At 37.4% G+C, this 17,949-nt stretch carries 6 protein-coding genes; 4 read left to right on the top strand and 2 right to left on the bottom strand.

Features of this window, described 5'->3' with window-relative positions; genetic code table 11:
* The 3 genes from CY0110_RS09370 to CY0110_RS09360 form a co-directional block, all read left to right on the top strand.
* On the top strand, window positions 1-2,411 hold a 2,411-nt coding region (locus CY0110_RS09370), incomplete at its 5' end, for a non-ribosomal peptide synthetase (RefSeq protein WP_008275169.1).
* A 65-nt stretch (window positions 2,412-2,476) separates the two neighbouring features.
* Window positions 2,477-11,305: a non-ribosomal peptide synthetase gene (locus CY0110_RS09365; protein ID WP_008275168.1), complete on the top strand. Its 8,829-nt coding sequence runs from the start codon at window positions 2,477-2,479 to the stop codon at window positions 11,303-11,305.
* 196 nt (window positions 11,306-11,501) lie between these two features.
* Window positions 11,502-12,785 (top strand): MFS transporter, encoded by a 1,284-nt coding sequence (locus CY0110_RS09360; RefSeq protein WP_008275167.1) that lies wholly within the window; start codon window positions 11,502-11,504, stop codon window positions 12,783-12,785.
* A 94-nt stretch (window positions 12,786-12,879) separates the two neighbouring features.
* On the opposite strand, the gene CY0110_RS09355 is transcribed toward CY0110_RS09360, so the two are convergent.
* Window positions 12,880-13,695 (bottom strand): PEP-CTERM sorting domain-containing protein, encoded by an 816-nt coding sequence (locus tag CY0110_RS09355; RefSeq protein WP_008275166.1) that lies wholly within the window; start codon window positions 13,693-13,695, stop codon window positions 12,880-12,882.
* Between the two features lie 469 nt (window positions 13,696-14,164).
* Window positions 14,165-15,937, bottom strand: a complete 1,773-nt coding sequence (locus CY0110_RS09350) for a glycosyltransferase family 39 protein (RefSeq protein ID WP_008275165.1) — start codon at window positions 15,935-15,937, stop codon at window positions 14,165-14,167.
* A gap of 49 nt (window positions 15,938-15,986) precedes the next feature.
* Here CY0110_RS09350 and CY0110_RS09345 point away from each other — a divergent pair, with 49 nt between their 5' ends.
* Window positions 15,987-17,804: a sodium:solute symporter family protein gene (locus CY0110_RS09345; protein ID WP_008275164.1), complete on the top strand. Its 1,818-nt coding sequence runs from the start codon at window positions 15,987-15,989 to the stop codon at window positions 17,802-17,804.
* The last annotated feature ends 145 nt before the right edge of the window (window positions 17,805-17,949 follow it).

Genomic DNA, 17,949 nt, shown 5'->3' with positions numbered 1-17,949 from the left:
TTAGTATCCTCTTATCCCGTTACTCAAGACAAGAAGACTTAGCCATCGGTTCACCCATTGCCAACAGAAACCGAGAAGAAATAGAGCCATTAATTGGTTTCTTTGTCAATACCTTAGTAATGAGAGTGAATTTAGAAGAAAATCCAACCGTAGAAGAACTACTTAAACAAGTCAGAAGCACCTGTTTAGAAGCATACTCTCATCAAGATGTTCCCTTCGAGAAATTAGTCGAAGAAATTAAACCCGAAAGGAACATGAGTCATTCTCCTCTATTCCAGGTCATGTTTATCTTACAAAATACAGCCAAGGAGGAATTAAGCTTACCAGAATTAAGTCTATCTCCAGTAGAAATTGATTATGGAATTGCTAAATTTGACTTAACCCTATCCTTAGAAGAAACAGAACAAGGATTAGTAGGAACTTGGGAATATAACACCGATTTATTTGAGAGAGAAACTATTGAGAGGATGGTCAATCACTTCCAAAACTTATTAAAAGGAATAGTAGAAAATCCTCAAGAAAAAGTAGCCAAATTACCTCTATTAACAGAAGGAGAAAAACAGAAAATATTAGTAGAGTGGAACGAGACAGAAGCAGAATATCCCAAAGATAAATGTATCCATCAATTGTTTGAAGAACAAGTAAAAAGGACACCCGATGCCATAGCAGTGGTGTATGAAAACCAGCAATTAACCTATCAAGAACTCAATGAAAAAGCCAATCAATTAGGTCATTATTTGCAGAAACTGGGAGTTAAGCCAGATACATTGGTGGGAATATGTGTAGAGCGTTCTATGGAGATGGTGATAGGGTTATTAGGGATATTAAAAGCAGGCGGAGCTTATGTTCCTATTGACCCCAATTATCCACAAGAACGGATTGAGTATATGTCACAAGATTCAGGGGTTAATATTTTATTAACTCAAGAAAGGTTAATCGACAGATTGCCAAAGACAGAAACTCAATCTATTTGTTTAGATAGGGATTGGTCAGAAATAAAGAAAAATAGTGACCTCAATTGCAACAGTGGTGTCTCTTCAGATAAGTTAGCCTATGTTATCTATACTTCAGGTTCAACGGGTAAACCTAAAGGCGTGATGATTCAACATCAAGGCGTCGTTAATTTGGCTCAAGCACAAGTTTCTTTTCTGCACGTTGAACCTGTTAGTCGCATCTTGCAATTTGCTTCGTTTAGTTTTGATGCTTCAGTGTCGGAAGTAGTCACGGCATTGTTATCAGGAGCCAGATTAATATTAGCTGCAAAAGACGACTTAATACCAGGAGACAACTTACAGCAAACTGTTAATCAATACGGTATTACTCACATCACCTTACCACCTTCGACTTTACCAGTAATGTCCCCTGATGGCTTTTCCAACCTAGAAACAATAATCGTTGCTGGAGAAGCTTGTCCCAGTGAACTTGCTGCTATTTGGTCACAAGGACGCAACTTCTTCAATGGTTACGGACCGACGGAAGATACTGTCTGTGCGACAGTGGGTAAATATTGGGAAGATTTAGAAAAGCTCTCTATTGGAAGACCGATTAATAACACCCAAGTTTATATACTAGATTTACACTTGCAACCAGTGCCTATAGGAGTACCTGGGGAATTATTAATTGGAGGAGATGGTTTAGCCAGAGGATATTTAAACCGACCAGACTTAACCGCAGAAAAATTTATCCCCAACCCCTTCGGAACAGGAAAACTCTACAAAACAGGAGACCTCTGCCGTTACCGCCGAGATGGCAACATTGAATACATAGGCAGGATAGACCATCAAGTCAAAATAAGAGGCTTTAGAATCGAACTCGGAGAAATAGAAGCTCAACTAAGCAACCATCCTGAGATTAGAGAAAGCGTCGTCATTGCCAGAGAAGATGCTCCAGGAAACAAGCAATTAGTCGCTTATGTAGTCTCTGACGAGATGAGTCAAAGTAGTGTGACTCAAACATTAAGAGACTGTCTCAAAGAGCAACTACCAGACTACATGATACCCAGTGCCTTTGTGCTGTTAGAGAAACTTCCTTTAACTCCTAACGGCAAAATCAACCGTAAAGCTCTACCTGCTCCTGACTGGAGTAAAAGAACGACATCGGATGAGTTTGTTTCTCCTCAAAGCGACACTGAAATCACGTTAGCTCGGATTTGGCAGGAGATATTAAGAATCGAAGAAGTAGGAATTAACGAAAATTTCTTTGAATTAGGAGGTCATTCCCTGTTGGCAACTCAGGTAATATCTCGTATTCGAGAAGAATTTTCTCTGGAAATTCCCCTCCGTTTATTATTTGAGCAGCCTAGAATCGCAAACCTTGCAGAATCAATCGAAAGAAGTCTTTTAAGGACAGCAATTCAGGATGAACAGTATTCATCTTTTGATGAGTCCGATAGAGAAGAATTAGAACTTTAAAACCTTAGAGGTAGAAGCATTAACTCTAATACTTGGTCAAAATCTAGCATAGCAATTTAATAATTATGAGTAAATCTATTCAAGCCTTTTTATCCGAACTGAACCAGCTTGATATCAAACTCTCTGTTGAAGAAAACAAGTTGAAATTGAATGCTCCTTTAGGAGCATTAACACCTCAATTAAAAGCTGAATTAACGAGTCGTAAGGCTGATATTATTGCTTTTTTACAAGAAAATCAAGGCATTCTGGTTACTAAAGACATAATCAAATCTCAATCAATAAGGCAAAATCTGCCCCTATCCTTTGCTCAACAAAGATTATGGTTTTTAGGCGAATTAGAAGGACAAAATTCCACCTATAATATGCCGAGTGTCTTGAACATAGAAGGAAATCTTAATCAAGAAGCTTTGGAAAAAAGTATCAATCAAATTATTCAAAGACATGAAAGCCTACGAACAAGATTTGAAACCTTAAACGGAGAACCAATCCAAGTTATTGATATAGAAGGTAATCTAACAGTAGAAATAATCAATTTAGAATCCTTAGAACCAGCAAAAAAAGAGAGACGAACTAAGCAGCTTATTGAACAAGAAATACAAAAGCCTTTTAACCTATCTCAAGATAGATTAATTAGAGCAAGTTTGATTAAACTAGGAACAAAAAATCATATTTTTTTGATAACCATGCACCACATCATCTCTGATGGTTGGTCTATGGGGGTATTTGTTCAAGAATTGACAACCTTGTATTCAGGTTACGTTGAAGGAAAAAAAACTCAATTATCTCCCCTCAAAATCCAATATGCTGACTTTGCTGTGTGGCAAAGAGAATGGTTATCAGGAGAGAATTTACAAAACAAAATTGATTATTGGAAAACAAAATTGTCAGGGCTTCCTCCATTGTTAGAATTACCTACAGATTATGCTAGACCGCCCAAACAGACATTTCAAGGCTCACATTATACTTTCACTGTTTCTCACGAATTGACCCAAAAATTAAAACGACTCACTCAAGATTCAGATGTTACCTTATTTATGATTTTATTGAGTGGTTTTAGTCTTTTATTAAGCCGTTATTCGAGACAAGAAGATATTGCCATTGGAACCCCCATTGCTAACCGAAATCGCCAAGAAATAGAGGCTTTAATCGGCTTTTTTCTTAATACTTTGATCATGCGAGTCAATATTGAGGATAATCTAACAGTTAAGCAGCTACTTCAACAAGTCAAAAAAACTTGCTTAGGGGCGTATGCTCATCAAGAAATCCCCTTTGAAAAATTAGTTGAAGAATTAAAACCAGAACGAAACTTGAGTTATAGTCCTCTATTTCAGGTCATGTTTATTCTGCAAAATACACCCAACCAAAAATTAACTTTACCAGGATTAACCTTATCTCCTTTAGATGTTAATTTTAATGTTGCAAAGTTTGATTTAACTTTATCAATGGAAGAAAATGAATCAGGAATCCAAGGAAATTGGGAGTATAATACCGGCTTGTTTAAACGAGAAACCATAGAAAGAATGGTAAACCATTTTAAAATTCTCTTAAAAGGAATGGTAAGTAATCCTGATGAAAAGGTAGGTAAATTACCCCTAATAGCTGAAGTAGAAAGACAGCAATTTTTAGTAGAGTGGAATAAGACGAAAGCAGATTATCCCAAACATAAATGTATTCATCAGTTATTTGAACAACAGGCAGAAAAAAGGCCAAATGCAATAGCTATAGTTTATGAAGAAAAACAATTAACTTATAAAGAACTAAATCAAAAAGCCAATCAATTAGCCCATTACTTAATCAAATTAGGAATTAAACCAGACAATTTAGTCGGAATTTGTATAGAAAGATCATTAGAAATGGTCATTGGTTTATTAGGAATATTAAAAGCAGGAGGAGCTTATGTTCCCATTGATCCAAATTATCCGACAGAGAGAATTAATTATGTCATTAAAGATTCTCAGATGAGAGGATTGCTGACCCAAAACCAACTCATCGAAGAGTTGACACCAATAGAAATCCCTTTAATTAATTGGCAACAAGAAGCAACGACTATCAATACTTATCCCTCAAACAATGTGACAACATCAGTCACTTCCCAGAATTTAGCTTATGTAATTTATACTTCTGGATCAACGGGAAAACCTAAAGGAGTCCAAATAGAACATCAATCAGTGGTCAACTTTCTCAATTCAATGAGTAAACAACCAGGGTTAAGCCAAGATGATAATTTGGTGGCTGTGACCACAATTTCCTTTGATATTGCAGCTTTAGAGCTATATTTACCCTTAATAAGGGGAGGAACTATTCTGTTAGCTAGTCAAGAAACAGCATCAGATGGAGAAAAATTAGCTCACTTATTACAAAACTCTTGCACCACAATTATGCAAGCAACCCCGGCAACTTGGCGAATGCTTATAGCAGCTAACTGGACAGGAAAATCGAACCTGAAAATTTTATGTGGAGGAGAGGCTTTACCAACTTCATTAGCTGAGCAACTCCATCAAAGCAGTCGAGAACTTTGGAATGTCTATGGACCGACAGAAACCACTATCTGGTCTTCTGTCTATTGTGTAAAAAGTTTATCAAAAACGTTAGATATAGCCAAGACAGTACAATCGATAGGACATCCAATTGATAACACGCAAATGTATCTGTTGGATTCTAACTTAGAGCCAGTTCCGATTGGAGTAGCTGGAGAATTGTACATAGGAGGAGATGGACTGGCCAGAGGTTACCTAAACAGACCAGAATTAACCGCCGAAAAATTCATCCCCAATCCCTTCGACCCCACAGGAAAAACCAGACTCTACAAAACAGGAGACCTCTGCCGTTATCTACCAGATGGCAATATTGAATACATAGGCAGGATAGACCATCAAGTCAAAATTAGAGGTTTTAGAATCGAATTGGGAGAAATCGAGTCCCTTTTGACTAGCCACCCTGAAGTTCAAGAAAGCGTTGTCATTGCCAGAGAAGACCAACCAGGAAACAAAAGATTAGTTGCCTATATAGTTACCCAAGAGGTGGGAGAAGATAGCTTAAATCAAACCTTAAGAGACTATCTCAAAGGACAACTCCCCGATTACATGATACCCAGTGCCTTTGTCTTCATAGAAAAACTACCATTGACCCCCAATGGGAAAATTGACCGAAAAGCCTTACCAGCACCAGACTTTTCAGCAATGGCACAAGCAGATTTTGTTGCTCCTTCTACTGATAGAGAACAAATCCTAGCCCAAGTGTGGTCTGAGGTATTACGAATAGAGAAAATAAGTATTAACAGCAATTTCTTTGAATTAGGGGGAGATTCAATCCTTACTATTCAAATTGTCGCCCGTGCTAAACAAGCCGGTTTGAGAATTAGTCCTAAGCAATTATTTGAACATCAAACTATTGCTGAATTAGCCACCGTAGCGCAACAGACAGAAGAATTAGCAGTAGAACAAGGAATATTGACAGGAGTAGCACCTTTAACCCCCATTCAACATTGGTTTTTTGAACAGAATCTCCCCGAAATTTACCATTGGAATCAAGCTGTTTTATTAGAAGTCGAAAATAACATTAATCCTGAACAATTAAATCAAGCCTTCAAAGAGGTTTTAGAGCATCATGACGCATTGCGCTTCAAGTATGAAAAAGTAGCAGATAATTGGCAACAAAGTTATCAAAAAGCTGATTCAGATTTTGCAGTAGAAATCAAAGATTTATCAAACATAAATACTGCTCAACAGTCAAAGATAATTGAAACAGAAGCCAACCAAGTCCAAAAAAGTCTCAATTTAAGTCGGGGAGAATTAATAAAAATTGTACTGTTTCACCTAGGAAACAAGCAACCCAGTCGTTTATTAATAGTAATTCACCATTTAGCTATAGATGGAGTATCCTGGCGAATTTTATTAGAAGACTTAGTCACAGCTTATAATCAATTAGACCAAGAGCAAGAGATAGCATTGCCATTCAAAACCTCATCTTACCGACAATGGGGGAACAAACTACTCGAATATGCTGACTCTGATGCCTTAAAAGCTGAGTTAGATTATTGGCAGAGTCAAAGTGTGACAAGAAAAAGTTTGCCCCTTGATTATGAGGGAGATAGGACTCAAAATACACAAGCATCAAGTGCTGATGTGACTATCGTCTTAAGTCCAGAGGAAACAGAAGCATTATTAAAAAAAGTGCCTTCAGCGTACAATACCCAAATCAATGATATTTTGCTCACAGCATTAATATTAACCTTTGAGCAGTGGACAGGGGAAAAATCCTTACGATTAGATTTAGAAGGACATGGAAGAGAAGACTTATTTGAAGGAATTGATTTATCAAGAACAGTCGGCTGGTTTACTAGCGTTTTTCCAGTAAATTTAAGTTTGGGACAACAAGGAAAAAATAATCCAGGAGAAGCAATTAAAGAAATTAAGGAACAATTACGACGCATTCCCAAAAAAGGCATCGGTTACGGTATTTTACGTTATTTGAACCCTGAAACTCAAGCCAAACTAACTAACTTACCCCAAGCACAAATCAGTTTTAATTATTTAGGACAATTTGATCAGATTGCTGCTTCTCCTCCCATTGTAGGATTTGCTCAAGAATCTACTGGTTTATCCCATAGTCAGCAATGTTTACGTCGCCATCTGATTGATATTAATGGTCAAATTATTGCTGGTCAATTAAGAATAAATTGGACATTTAGTAATAATTTCCATCGCAGAGAAACAATTCAAAAACTTGCTGATAATTATCAAAAAAACCTTCAATTTTTGATTGAACATTGTCAATTACCCGAAGCAGGAGGATTTACTCCTTCAGACTTTCCTGTAGCCAGTTTTAACCAGCAAGAAGTCGATTATTTACTGAGTCAAATAGTTGATCAAAGCAATATTGAAGATATTTATGCGCTTTCTCCAACACAACAAGGAATTTTATTCCATACCCTCTATTCTCCTGAATCATCAGTTTATTTTGAGCAATCTATCATTAAACTACAAGGCTCCCTAAATCCTACCGCGCTTCAATATGCTTGGGAACAAGTGATTAAAAGACATCCCATTTTACGGACGGCATTTTATCAAAAAGGGTTAGAACAACCTGTACAAGTCGTTTTTAAACAGGTAAATCTCTCTTGGTCAGAATTAGATTGGCGTTCTTTTTCCATAACTGAACAAAAAGACAACCTAAAACAGTTATTAAGTAAGGATCGTGAACAAGGGTTTGACTTAACTCAAGCACCTTTGATTCGGTTTACCCTGATTCAACTTAGTGAGGATACTTATCAATTTGTATGGTCTCGTCACGATATTCTCTTAGATGGTTGGTCTGGCGCAATTCTTAATCAAGAATTATGGTCTTTTTATTATGCTTATGAACAACAATCAACCCTTGAGTTAAAGCTACCTCGTTCTTATCGCAATTACATTTATTGGTTACAAAAACAAGATTTATCCCAAGCAGAAAGGTTCTGGAGGGAAAAATTACAAGGTTTTACTGCACCAACTCCTTTAATCAGTGATGCGATCGCTCAATTGAATGAACAGTCAACAGAATATAAAGTGAAACATGGTCAACTCTCCCGTGATGTTACAGAAAAACTGCAATTACTGGCTCAAGAGCATCGCTTTACCCTCAATATTATGATTCAAGCTGCTTGGGCATGGTTATTAAGTTGCTATAGTGGAGAGTCAGATGTTGTCTTTGGCACAACAGTTTCAGGAAGACCTCCAGAATTAGAAGGAGTAGAATCAATGGTAGGGTTATTTATTAACACCCTACCTGTACGAGTTACAATTCCTCACCAAAGCTCAGTAATTCCTTGGTTACAAGAGCTTAATCGCCAATATCGAGAACAAGACAGCTATTTTTATACCCCTCTCTCAAAAATAATGGAATGGAGTGAGGTTGCTCGCGGCCAAGAATTATTTGAAAGTTTAGTCATTTTTGAGAATTATCCCTTTGATGATTCGTCTCAATCTCAAGATACTAATCTCAAAATTGTCGAAGGTTCTGCTTTTGAGCGGACAAACTATCCTTTGCTGTTGTTGATCGCGCCAGGACAAGAATTATCGTTCATGGTGAGTTATATGGCCAATCGTTTCAGCGAGGAGACAATTGAGAGAATGTTAGGCCATTTATCGGTAATTCTCGAAGCAATCACTGCTAACCCGCAAGTCTCTCTTCAGGAATTATCACCGTTAACAGAGTTGGAAAAACAACAGATTCTTGTGAACTGGAATGATACGAGCAGAGATTATCCTGAAAATCAAGGTTTACATCAACTGATTGAAGCACAAGTTAATCAATCACCCCAAGCAATTGCGGTTAAATTCGAGGGAGAATCATTAACCTATGGTGAATTAAATGCTAAGGCTAATCAATTAGCTCATTATCTTAGAGAACAAGGACTTCAACCCGATAATTTGGTGGGAATTGCTCTAGAACGGTCTTTAGAAATGGTGATTGGTCTGTTAGGTATTCTCAAAGCAGGTGCTGCTTATGTTCCCATTGATCCGAGTTATCCTGGCGATCGCATTGCTTATATGCTCGAAGATTCTAAAGTTTCAATGCTTTTAACCCAAGGCAAGTTAGTTGATCAATTACCTGTAACTGATGCTTCTTTACTCTGTTTAGATGATGATTGGAAGTCTTTGGCCACTTATTCGACGGATAATCCCCCCCATATTGGCACCGTTGACCATTTAGCTTATATGATTTACACATCCGGTTCAACGGGAAAACCAAAAGGAGCGATGAACTGTCATCGGGGTATTGTTAATCGTCTTTTATGGATGCAAGAGGCTTATCAGTTAGAGGCAAGCGATCGCATTTTGCAAAAAACTCCTTTTAGTTTTGATGTCTCGGTTTGGGAATTTTTCTGGCCTTTAATGACAGGAGCAACTTTAGTAGTAGCTAAACCAGAAGGTCATAAAGATAGTGCTTATCTAACGAACATTATTCAACAAGAGCAAATTACAACTCTTCATTTTGTTCCTCCCATGCTTCAAGTCTTTATAGAGGAACCAGATATTTCTGGGTGTACGAGTCTAAAACGGGTAATTTGTAGTGGAGAAGCCCTTCCTTATGACCTACAGGAGCGATTTTTCGCCCATCTTGATTGTGAATTACATAATCTCTATGGGCCAACCGAAGCAGCGATCGATGTTTCTTATTGGCAATGTCAACCTAACTCTACTTTGAAAAAAGTTCCTATTGGCCGACCAGTTGCTAATACTCAACTTTATATCCTAAATCAAGCCCTAAAACCTGTTCCTGTTGGAGCAGTAGGAGAACTGCATATTGGCGGGGTACAAGTGGGCAAAGGGTACTTAAACCGTCCTCAATTAACGGCTGAAAAGTTTATTAATGATCCCTTTAGTCAAGATGCTGAGGCACGACTCTACAAAACCGGTGATTTATGTCGCTATCTACCCGATGGCAATATTGAATATTTGGGGCGCATCGATCATCAAGTAAAAATTCGAGGTTTCCGTATTGAATTAGGGGAAATTGAAGGGGTTCTCACTCAACATCCTGATGTTAGAGAAGTAGTGGTCATTGTTCGTCAAGATCATTTTGATAATAAGCAATTAGTGGCTTATGTGGTATCTCCTCTCTTTCCTGATGATGACGAGCAAGTGATGACAATAGAAGGTAAGTTAAGCCAAGCTTTACGGGATTATCTTAAAGATAAATTACCAGATTATATGATTCCTTTCGCTTTTGTCTTGCTGCCATCTCTACCCCTCACTCCTAATGGTAAGATTGACCGCCGTTCTCTTCCTATTCCTACTGCTTTCACACGCAGTTCTCAGCAACGCTTTATTCCCCCCAGAGATGGGCTAGAACAACAACTGGTGGAGATTTGGGAGGAAATTCTTAACCTTGCTCCGATTAGTGTTCAAGATAGCTTTTTTGAATTAGGCGGCCATTCTTTGTTGGCAGTTCGCCTCATTTCTAAAATTAGTGAAGTATTTGATCGATTGTTGCCTTTGGCCACTTTATTCCAACATTCTACGATTGAAGAATTGGCGAATTTACTACGCTCATCTGATACTGTGTCAGCTTGGTCGCCTTTGGTCAATATTCAACCTCATGGGGAAGGAACTCCCTTTTTCTGTGTACCAGGGGTGGGGGGTAATGTCCTGTATTTGTATCATTTAGCTAAGGCGTTAGGCACTAATCGGCCGTTTTATGGTTTACAATCCATTGGTTTAGATGGAAAAACTAACCCTCTGACTCGTATTGAAGCGATCGCAGCCGAGTATATTAAAATAATTCAAACGGTTCAACCAGAAGGCCCATATTTATTAGCTGGTCATTCTTTCGGTGCTTCTATTGCTTTTGAAATGGCAAAACAATTAGAGCAACAAGGTGAAAAAATTGATTTAGTGGCTATTTTTGATGCCTTAGCCCCTCAAAATCAGACAAAAGAGTTTGGACAAGACTGGGATGATGCGGATTGGATTTATAATATTAGCCAAATCATCAATAAGTTACAAAAACTGAATATTGAAATGTCCACTGAGCAATTACGAAAATTGTCTTACGAAGGACAACTGGAGTATTTTAAAACCTATTTAGAACAAGCTCAAGTGATTGCTCCTCAAGGTGATATCAGACAAGTTAAAGGGTTACTTGAAGTGTTTAAAACCAATAGTCAAATTGTCTATTCTCCCCAAGACTCCATTTCCGGTAATCTGGCTGTATTTCGAGCGAAAGACTCAGATGAAATTACCTCTATGGTTGAAACCAGTGATCCGTCTTTAGGTTGGCAACAATGGACAAGTCAATCTATGCAAATTCAAACCATACCAGGAGATCATTTGACCATTATGTCACCTCCCCATGTCCAAGTTCTAGCAGATGCTTTAAACCAGTCCATTCGTCTCGCCAAAGAAATGTAGGGGATAACGACTGTTGACCTTTCAGTCAAGGTTATCGGGGTTGTAATACCAAATCCGGTTCTCAAACCTATCTTATCTTCTAGAAGAAGCAGAAGGCAGAAGGCAGAGGGCAGGAGGCAGAAGGGTTTTAAAGCTTTAAGCTATTAATTTTAAAAGGGGGTATCTCAAGCGGATTTGGTATAACTACTATAAACTTATGAAAGTTTTTTTGATTATTTGGTTGGGTCAATTAGTCTCCTTAATTGGCTCAGGACTTAGTTCATTCGCGCTGATGGTTTGGGTTTATCAAGAAACCCAGTCAGTGACTCAATACGCACTAATGTCGCTCTGTTTCGCTTTACCCCGTGTTCTCGTTTCCCCGATTGCTGGTATTGCGGTGGATCGCTGGAATCGTCGTCGAGTGATGATTTTAGGGGATATTAGTGCAGGCATTAGTACGCTAGGATTATTCCTGTTGGCGAGTACGGGACACCTACAACCTTGGCATATTTATATCGCGCTTTTTATTAATGCAACCGGAAATGCCTTTCAATTACCAGCTTTTTTAGCTAGTATCAGTCAATTAGTTCCCAAGGAAAAGTTAAACTTAGCTAATGGTTTAAGGCAAATTGCTGATGCTGGTGCTAATTTGATCTCCCCAATTTTGGCTGGTGTTCTTCTTGGAACCTTATTTGTAAAAGGCATCTTGTTGATTGATTTTTTAACATTTTTGGTGGCATTATTGACCTTACTCATTACCCGATTTCCTAATCTTTCCGTTGATTCTGATGGTTTATCTAGTCAATCATCTTTGAAAACAATGTTAATAGAAGGTTTTGACTATTTAAAGCAAAGATCAGCATTATTATTAATTTTTGCCTTTTTGATGGGAACATCTTTTTTAATTAGTATGGTTACGGTTCTCTTTACCCCTCTCGTACTGTCTAATTTTTCTTCTCAAGTGTTAGGTTTTCTGCTGTCTTTAGGGGGAATTGGTATGATTTTAGGAGGCGTAACTTTAAGTATATGGCCTCAAAATCAACGATATGTTTTGGCAATTCTTAATTTTACTATTTTAGCAGGAATATCTCTATTAGCAGTGGGATTAAAAACGGCTATCAGCATTTATGGTCTAGCTGTGTTTATGTTTATGTTTTCTGCCGTTGTTGTGGATACAACTGCGACTATTATTTTACAAAAAAAGGTCAAATCTTCTTTCCAAGGTAGAATCTTTGCTCTCAAAACTGCCACTAATTCAAGCATGACGATATTAGCCTATATCTCATCGAGTTTTCTTGCAGATTGGGTCTTTGAACCCATGATGCAAAATGATAATTTAGTAAGTAATTTTGTTGGCCAGATTATTGGTGTTGGGGAAGGAAAAGGAATAAATTTTATGTTTTTCATTGCTGGTGTTTTAACGATTTTGGTAACGGTTATCGCTTACCAAGTTCCTCCCTTATTAAATATCGAAAAAAACTTACCTGATTGGGATGAATGAACCTTCCCATGTAAAAGCCCAAAACCTTACTAAATCAAGGCTTTGGGTCTAACTACATTATCTTAAAAATGATTGGCTTTTAAGTAAAATGTTTTTATTTAGAAACTTTACGTTTCATGGCCATTCCACCACCTAAAACACCTAAAGCTAATAAGCTAACCATGCTAGAAGGTTCAGGTACAGATACATTTTTAACAACATCAAGCTGCCAAGAATAGGATTGACCACCAGTAAATACATCAATCTCGTTACCGTTTCCTGTAGCCAAAGGAGCTCCATCTACAGCGAATGCAGCAGAGATATTTTGCGTGGAGAATCGGAAAGTACCATCGATAGTTTCTGTTTCTATACCATCAAATGCGGTTACAATCACAGGTACTGTAAAAGTTACCGCACCACCTGCTCCTGCTGAGGACTCAATAACTCCATTGAGGTCAACTTTTACGTCTAAACCATCGCCTAAGGTATAGCTCAAGAAATCATTAACAAAAGTGAATCCAGCGTCTCCTCCGGGTTCAACAACAGATACAAAGCTACGAACGTCTCCTGCTGCACCTGGGCCAATAGGAGAAAAACCACCAGTTGAACCAATGGTGACAAAGGTAGCAGCAGTGGATGTTGGTGCCGCGAATGGATCTTCGATAATGGCATAGTCGAAGGTTGTAAAGTCACCAGGAGTATCAGGAGCAATTGTGACACTAGGACCTGTAATTTCAGTTCCGAAGAAGTTTTGGGCTGGGGGGAATGGAGTATCTGTACTATCAATACCTTGTCCGTAAACCCCAGTAGGACTACTTGAACCCTGTAAACTGTTTAATCCTATTTGAAAAATGGCAGCATCGGCACTACCAATAGAGACTAAACTACCCGCAAGGGATAATGAAACAGCTAGAGTAATTTGTTTTTTCATAGTGTAATCAACTTCAAAAATTTACTTATCTAGTTTACACTAGACTTTCTTAAAAAACTGTGGACAATATAATATATTGGCACAAGAATTAAACAACTTGGACAATATTAGACAATGTCACTAATGAGACTGTCTTTGATCTACAGTTTTCTCTATAAGAGAGTCTAAATTAAAGGGTAATAGCATTTTCTAAAAATGACAAGTATTTTAATGTCAACTTAATTTACAAAAGCTTATTACCACATATTTCACAAAATCGGTGTAATACTTTGTTTGCGATGTCGTTACGCGAGTACAACTGCACCGCTACCGAAATAATCCAATTGATAGTTTCTTTGAGAAAAACTGGGAAGCTAACACTGGGGATTACAAGCCTTGTATAATTAGGGATATAGAAGCAAAAACCCTCTCAATATAGACAGCGTTCTCAATAATATAAAAGCCTTTCCTTATCCCCAAATCATATTAATTAATTACAAATATATCTTTTATATCCATAACCATCAACATAAGGATATTTTTTTGTATCAATTTTACAATTATTTAACTCTATTGCTGCATTAAAGTTGACGGCCCAAACTTCTAGGGGTCTAGGTAGATTATTAACTGTTTCTTGAAGATTGATAGTTGATTGCAGATCATTATTTTTTGTTTGATGAATTAATAAGAAAGAAATATCATCTAATTCATTTTTATGCTTTAATTCTAATCCGACACCCATCATTTCCCCTGTTTGAACTAAACTTTTATGAGTGGTAGCAATCAGAACAGGTTGAGATGAATTATCTTTAATCACTGATATTAGTTGTTCAGGACGATAATATTTTTGATAACCTAAATTAATCAGAACTGTTACTGCACCTAGCAACCCCATAAACCAAACTGCATAAAAAGCTAATTGACCGTTACAGTTTAATTTATCGTATAGTTTTTTTAGTAAAATTAGGGGATTAATGGTTTCTTTCTCTTGTAATTGTTTATTTTTTTGTTTAACTTCATTCCATAAAAGAGCTAAACTTACTCCTATGAGAATAATAACAGCAGGAAAGTAGGTAAAACTATAACGGGCTGCACGAGTTAGATCAACGCCGATAACATAAGTAATGATCAGAAATAAAGCAATAACTCCACTAATAAATGTCATTAAAATTAATAGGGAAAGACGAAATTGATTGAACTGTAATCCCTTTTTAATCCCTCGAATACTATAAGGAATAAACCAAATAAAGAATAATAGTAAGAGCAAACCCGAAAGAATAACAACAGCAATAAAATCAGATTCAACCGGCAATAAAGATAACATGGGAACCCAAACCGCTAACAATTGGAAAGGTGGACTAATGGCATATAAAATATGACTTAAAGGATGAATCCAAGTGATCATATTATTACCATAGCCTTGAGGAATCACTAAAAATATCAAAACTAAACCCGTGGTTAATGTTCCTAAAATAATGGCTGAAACACGGATTAAATTTCGTTTACCTAACTGTGAAAAATTGTGTTTAAATTTAGCATAAACAAGAATGAATAAAGTAATAGCTTCTGCAATGAGTGTTAAAACAAAGAAATAATGAACCGACAATCCAAAACTATTAATTAAAATCCAGCTAAACACTAACCATAAAGGAATAATCGATTGTTCATAAAGATGTCTCAAAGAAATGATTAAACAGAGTAAAGAAGCAATGACAAATAAAATAGCTAAAGTATAGTGACGAGCTTCTTGTGCCAAAAAAATACCAAAGGGAGAAACCGCCATTAAAGCTGCACTAATTTGTCCCACTAACCGAGATCGAAAGGCAATTTTTCCTAAAAAATAGACCCCAGGAATAGATAAAATGCCTAAAAAAGCAGGAAGCGATCGCATCACTCCCACATCTACATATTCCCCGGCAGATTGAAATAACTTAACCCATAAATGAACTAAAGCAAAATACAAAGGAGGGTGATTATCTTCCTGTAACAACAAAGAAACAACATCACTGATTCCCGCGTCCCCATTAACACGAAGCGGTTGCAAAAGAGTATCCAATGAAATAACCTGATTCAAAGGAACGGAGCGAAAATCATTACCTAAACTAAACACCATTGTGGCAAATTCATCGGTCCAAGGGGGTTTAGCAGCCAAATTTGTAAAGCGGAGAATACCACCAATAATCACCCACACACTTAATAACACCCAATCATTGACTTGAGATAACTGATTTATCCACTGTTTAGACGACTGAAGTTTTAACACAGAAAATCCTCACAACCAAACTTTAAATAAAATAACCTAAATTTAAACAATGCAGCTTATAGATTGGATTATTGTCTTAATATATCTCTTTGCGACGATGGCCTTGGGGTTATTGTTGTCCCATAGAGAAACAAAATCTAAAAAATCTCAAGAAAAAAATTCCCAAAATCCTTTTGATCTATTGATTGCTGGAAGAAATCTTCCCTGGTGGTTAGCTGGAACCAGTATGGCCGCGACCACGTTTTCTATCGATACCCCTTTGTATATTTGTGGTGTGGTAGCTTCTAGGGGAATTGCAGGAAATTGGGAATGGTGGAGTTTTGGTATTGCCCATATTGTTCTTATTTACGTCTTTGCAGGGTTGTGGAGACGCTCAGAAATGGTCACAGATGCTGAATTAACAGAATTGCGTTACGGTGGGGCTACAGCAGCCATTTTACGGGGAACGAAAGCCTTTTTATTTGCAGTTCCTATCAATTGTATCGGTATCGGTTACGCCATGTTAGCGATGGTTAAGGTAGTAGATGCTTTACAGTTATGGCAAAGTTTGGGTTTCTCTCCAGGAGACGCGACTAAACTCTGGACAGTCATCGCCTTAAGTATATTTGTTCTTATTTATACTGGGGCTTCAGGGTTATGGGGTGTGGTCGTCACGGACTTTTTTCAATTTTTCTTAGGATTGTTGGGGGCCGCATTAGTCGCTATTATTGCGGTCAATGATGCAGGGGGAATGCAGCAATTAATCCCCGATGTTCAACAAATCACAAATTTTGATGTTTTATCGTTTATTCCAATTAGTCATAATGGGGGTTTAAGTTTTACTTGGAATGATGCTGCTGGCATTACAGCCACTACATTTTCTGCCTATATTTTCGTGCAATGGTGGTCGTTTCGTCGCAGCGACGGGGGTGGAGAATTTGTTCAAAGATTATTAGCGGTTAGAGGACAAACAGAAACAGAAGCCACTAAAGAAGCAGAAAAAGCCACTTGGTTTTTCAATATTCTTAACTACATTGTAAGAACTTGGCCATGGATTATTACGGCGTTAGCTGCGATGGTTTTATTACCGAATTTAGAAGATGCAGAACTGGCTTATCCCACCTTAATGTTAACCTATTTACCTTCGGTGGTTTTAGGGTTAGTGGTCGCTTCTTTAATTGCTGCTTTTATGAGTACCATTTCTACATCAATTAATTGGGGTGCTTCTTATTTGACTAATGATTTATACCGTCGTTTTCTTCGTCCTAACGCATCAGACCAAGAGTTAACCAATGCGGTTAGATTAGCATCGGTTTTAGTGACTGTTTTAGGATCAATTGCTGCTTTTTATGCTACAGATGTACGGACTGTCTTTCGTTTAGTGATTGCCATTGGAACCGGGCCTGGACTTGTATTAATTTTACGCTGGTTTTGGTGGAGAATTAATGCTGCTGCTGAGTTATCAGCTATGGTTGCAGGTTTTTTAATTGGTTTAGTTACTACTATTAACCCTCCAATTAATAATATTTTTCCTGACTTTGGTTGGCGGTTATTGGGTATTTCTGTTATGACGGCAGTGGTATGGATAACGGTTATGTATTTAACCCCTCCCGAAGACGAAGAAACCTTATTAAATTTCTATAGAAAAGTTCGTCCTGGGGGTATGGGTTGGCAACTTCAACAATATAAAACTGGTTTGGAACCAGCCCAAAACTTAAGCAATGATATGCTAAAAGTAGTCGCAGCCATTTTAGTTATGTTTGGTAGTATGTTCGCTATTGGTGGCTTTTTACTACTACAATCTATCACAGGATTTGTATCATTGACTATTGCCGTTATAGGAGGATTATGGTTGCGGAAATTAAGTAAAAAGCGAGTTGGCCTTTAAAGATAACTTATAATCAATAATATGATTATTCTTAACTTAGATTATAACGTTTAACTATTTTGAGTTATTCATAATGTGACCATATCATTAAAATTTTAACTCTCTTGTTTTCCTCATCTACTTCATATACTAAGCGATGTTGAAT

The organism is Crocosphaera chwakensis CCY0110, assembly GCF_000169335.1.
Lineage (GTDB): Bacteria > Cyanobacteriota > Cyanobacteriia > Cyanobacteriales > Microcystaceae > Crocosphaera > Crocosphaera chwakensis.
This window is presented reverse-complemented; position numbering and strand designations above follow the sequence as displayed.

Coding starts and splice junctions, on each gene's coding strand:
- CY0110_RS09360 (WP_008275167.1), top strand. CDS start 11,502: ATGAAAGTTTTTTTGATTATTTGGTTGGGTCAATTAGTCTCCTTAATT.
- CY0110_RS09355 (WP_008275166.1), bottom strand. CDS start 13,695: ATGAAAAAACAAATTACTCTAGCTGTTTCATTATCCCTTGCGGGTAGT.
- CY0110_RS09345 (WP_008275164.1), top strand. CDS start 15,987: ATGCAGCTTATAGATTGGATTATTGTCTTAATATATCTCTTTGCGACG.
- CY0110_RS09365 (WP_008275168.1), top strand. CDS start 2,477: ATGAGTAAATCTATTCAAGCCTTTTTATCCGAACTGAACCAGCTTGAT.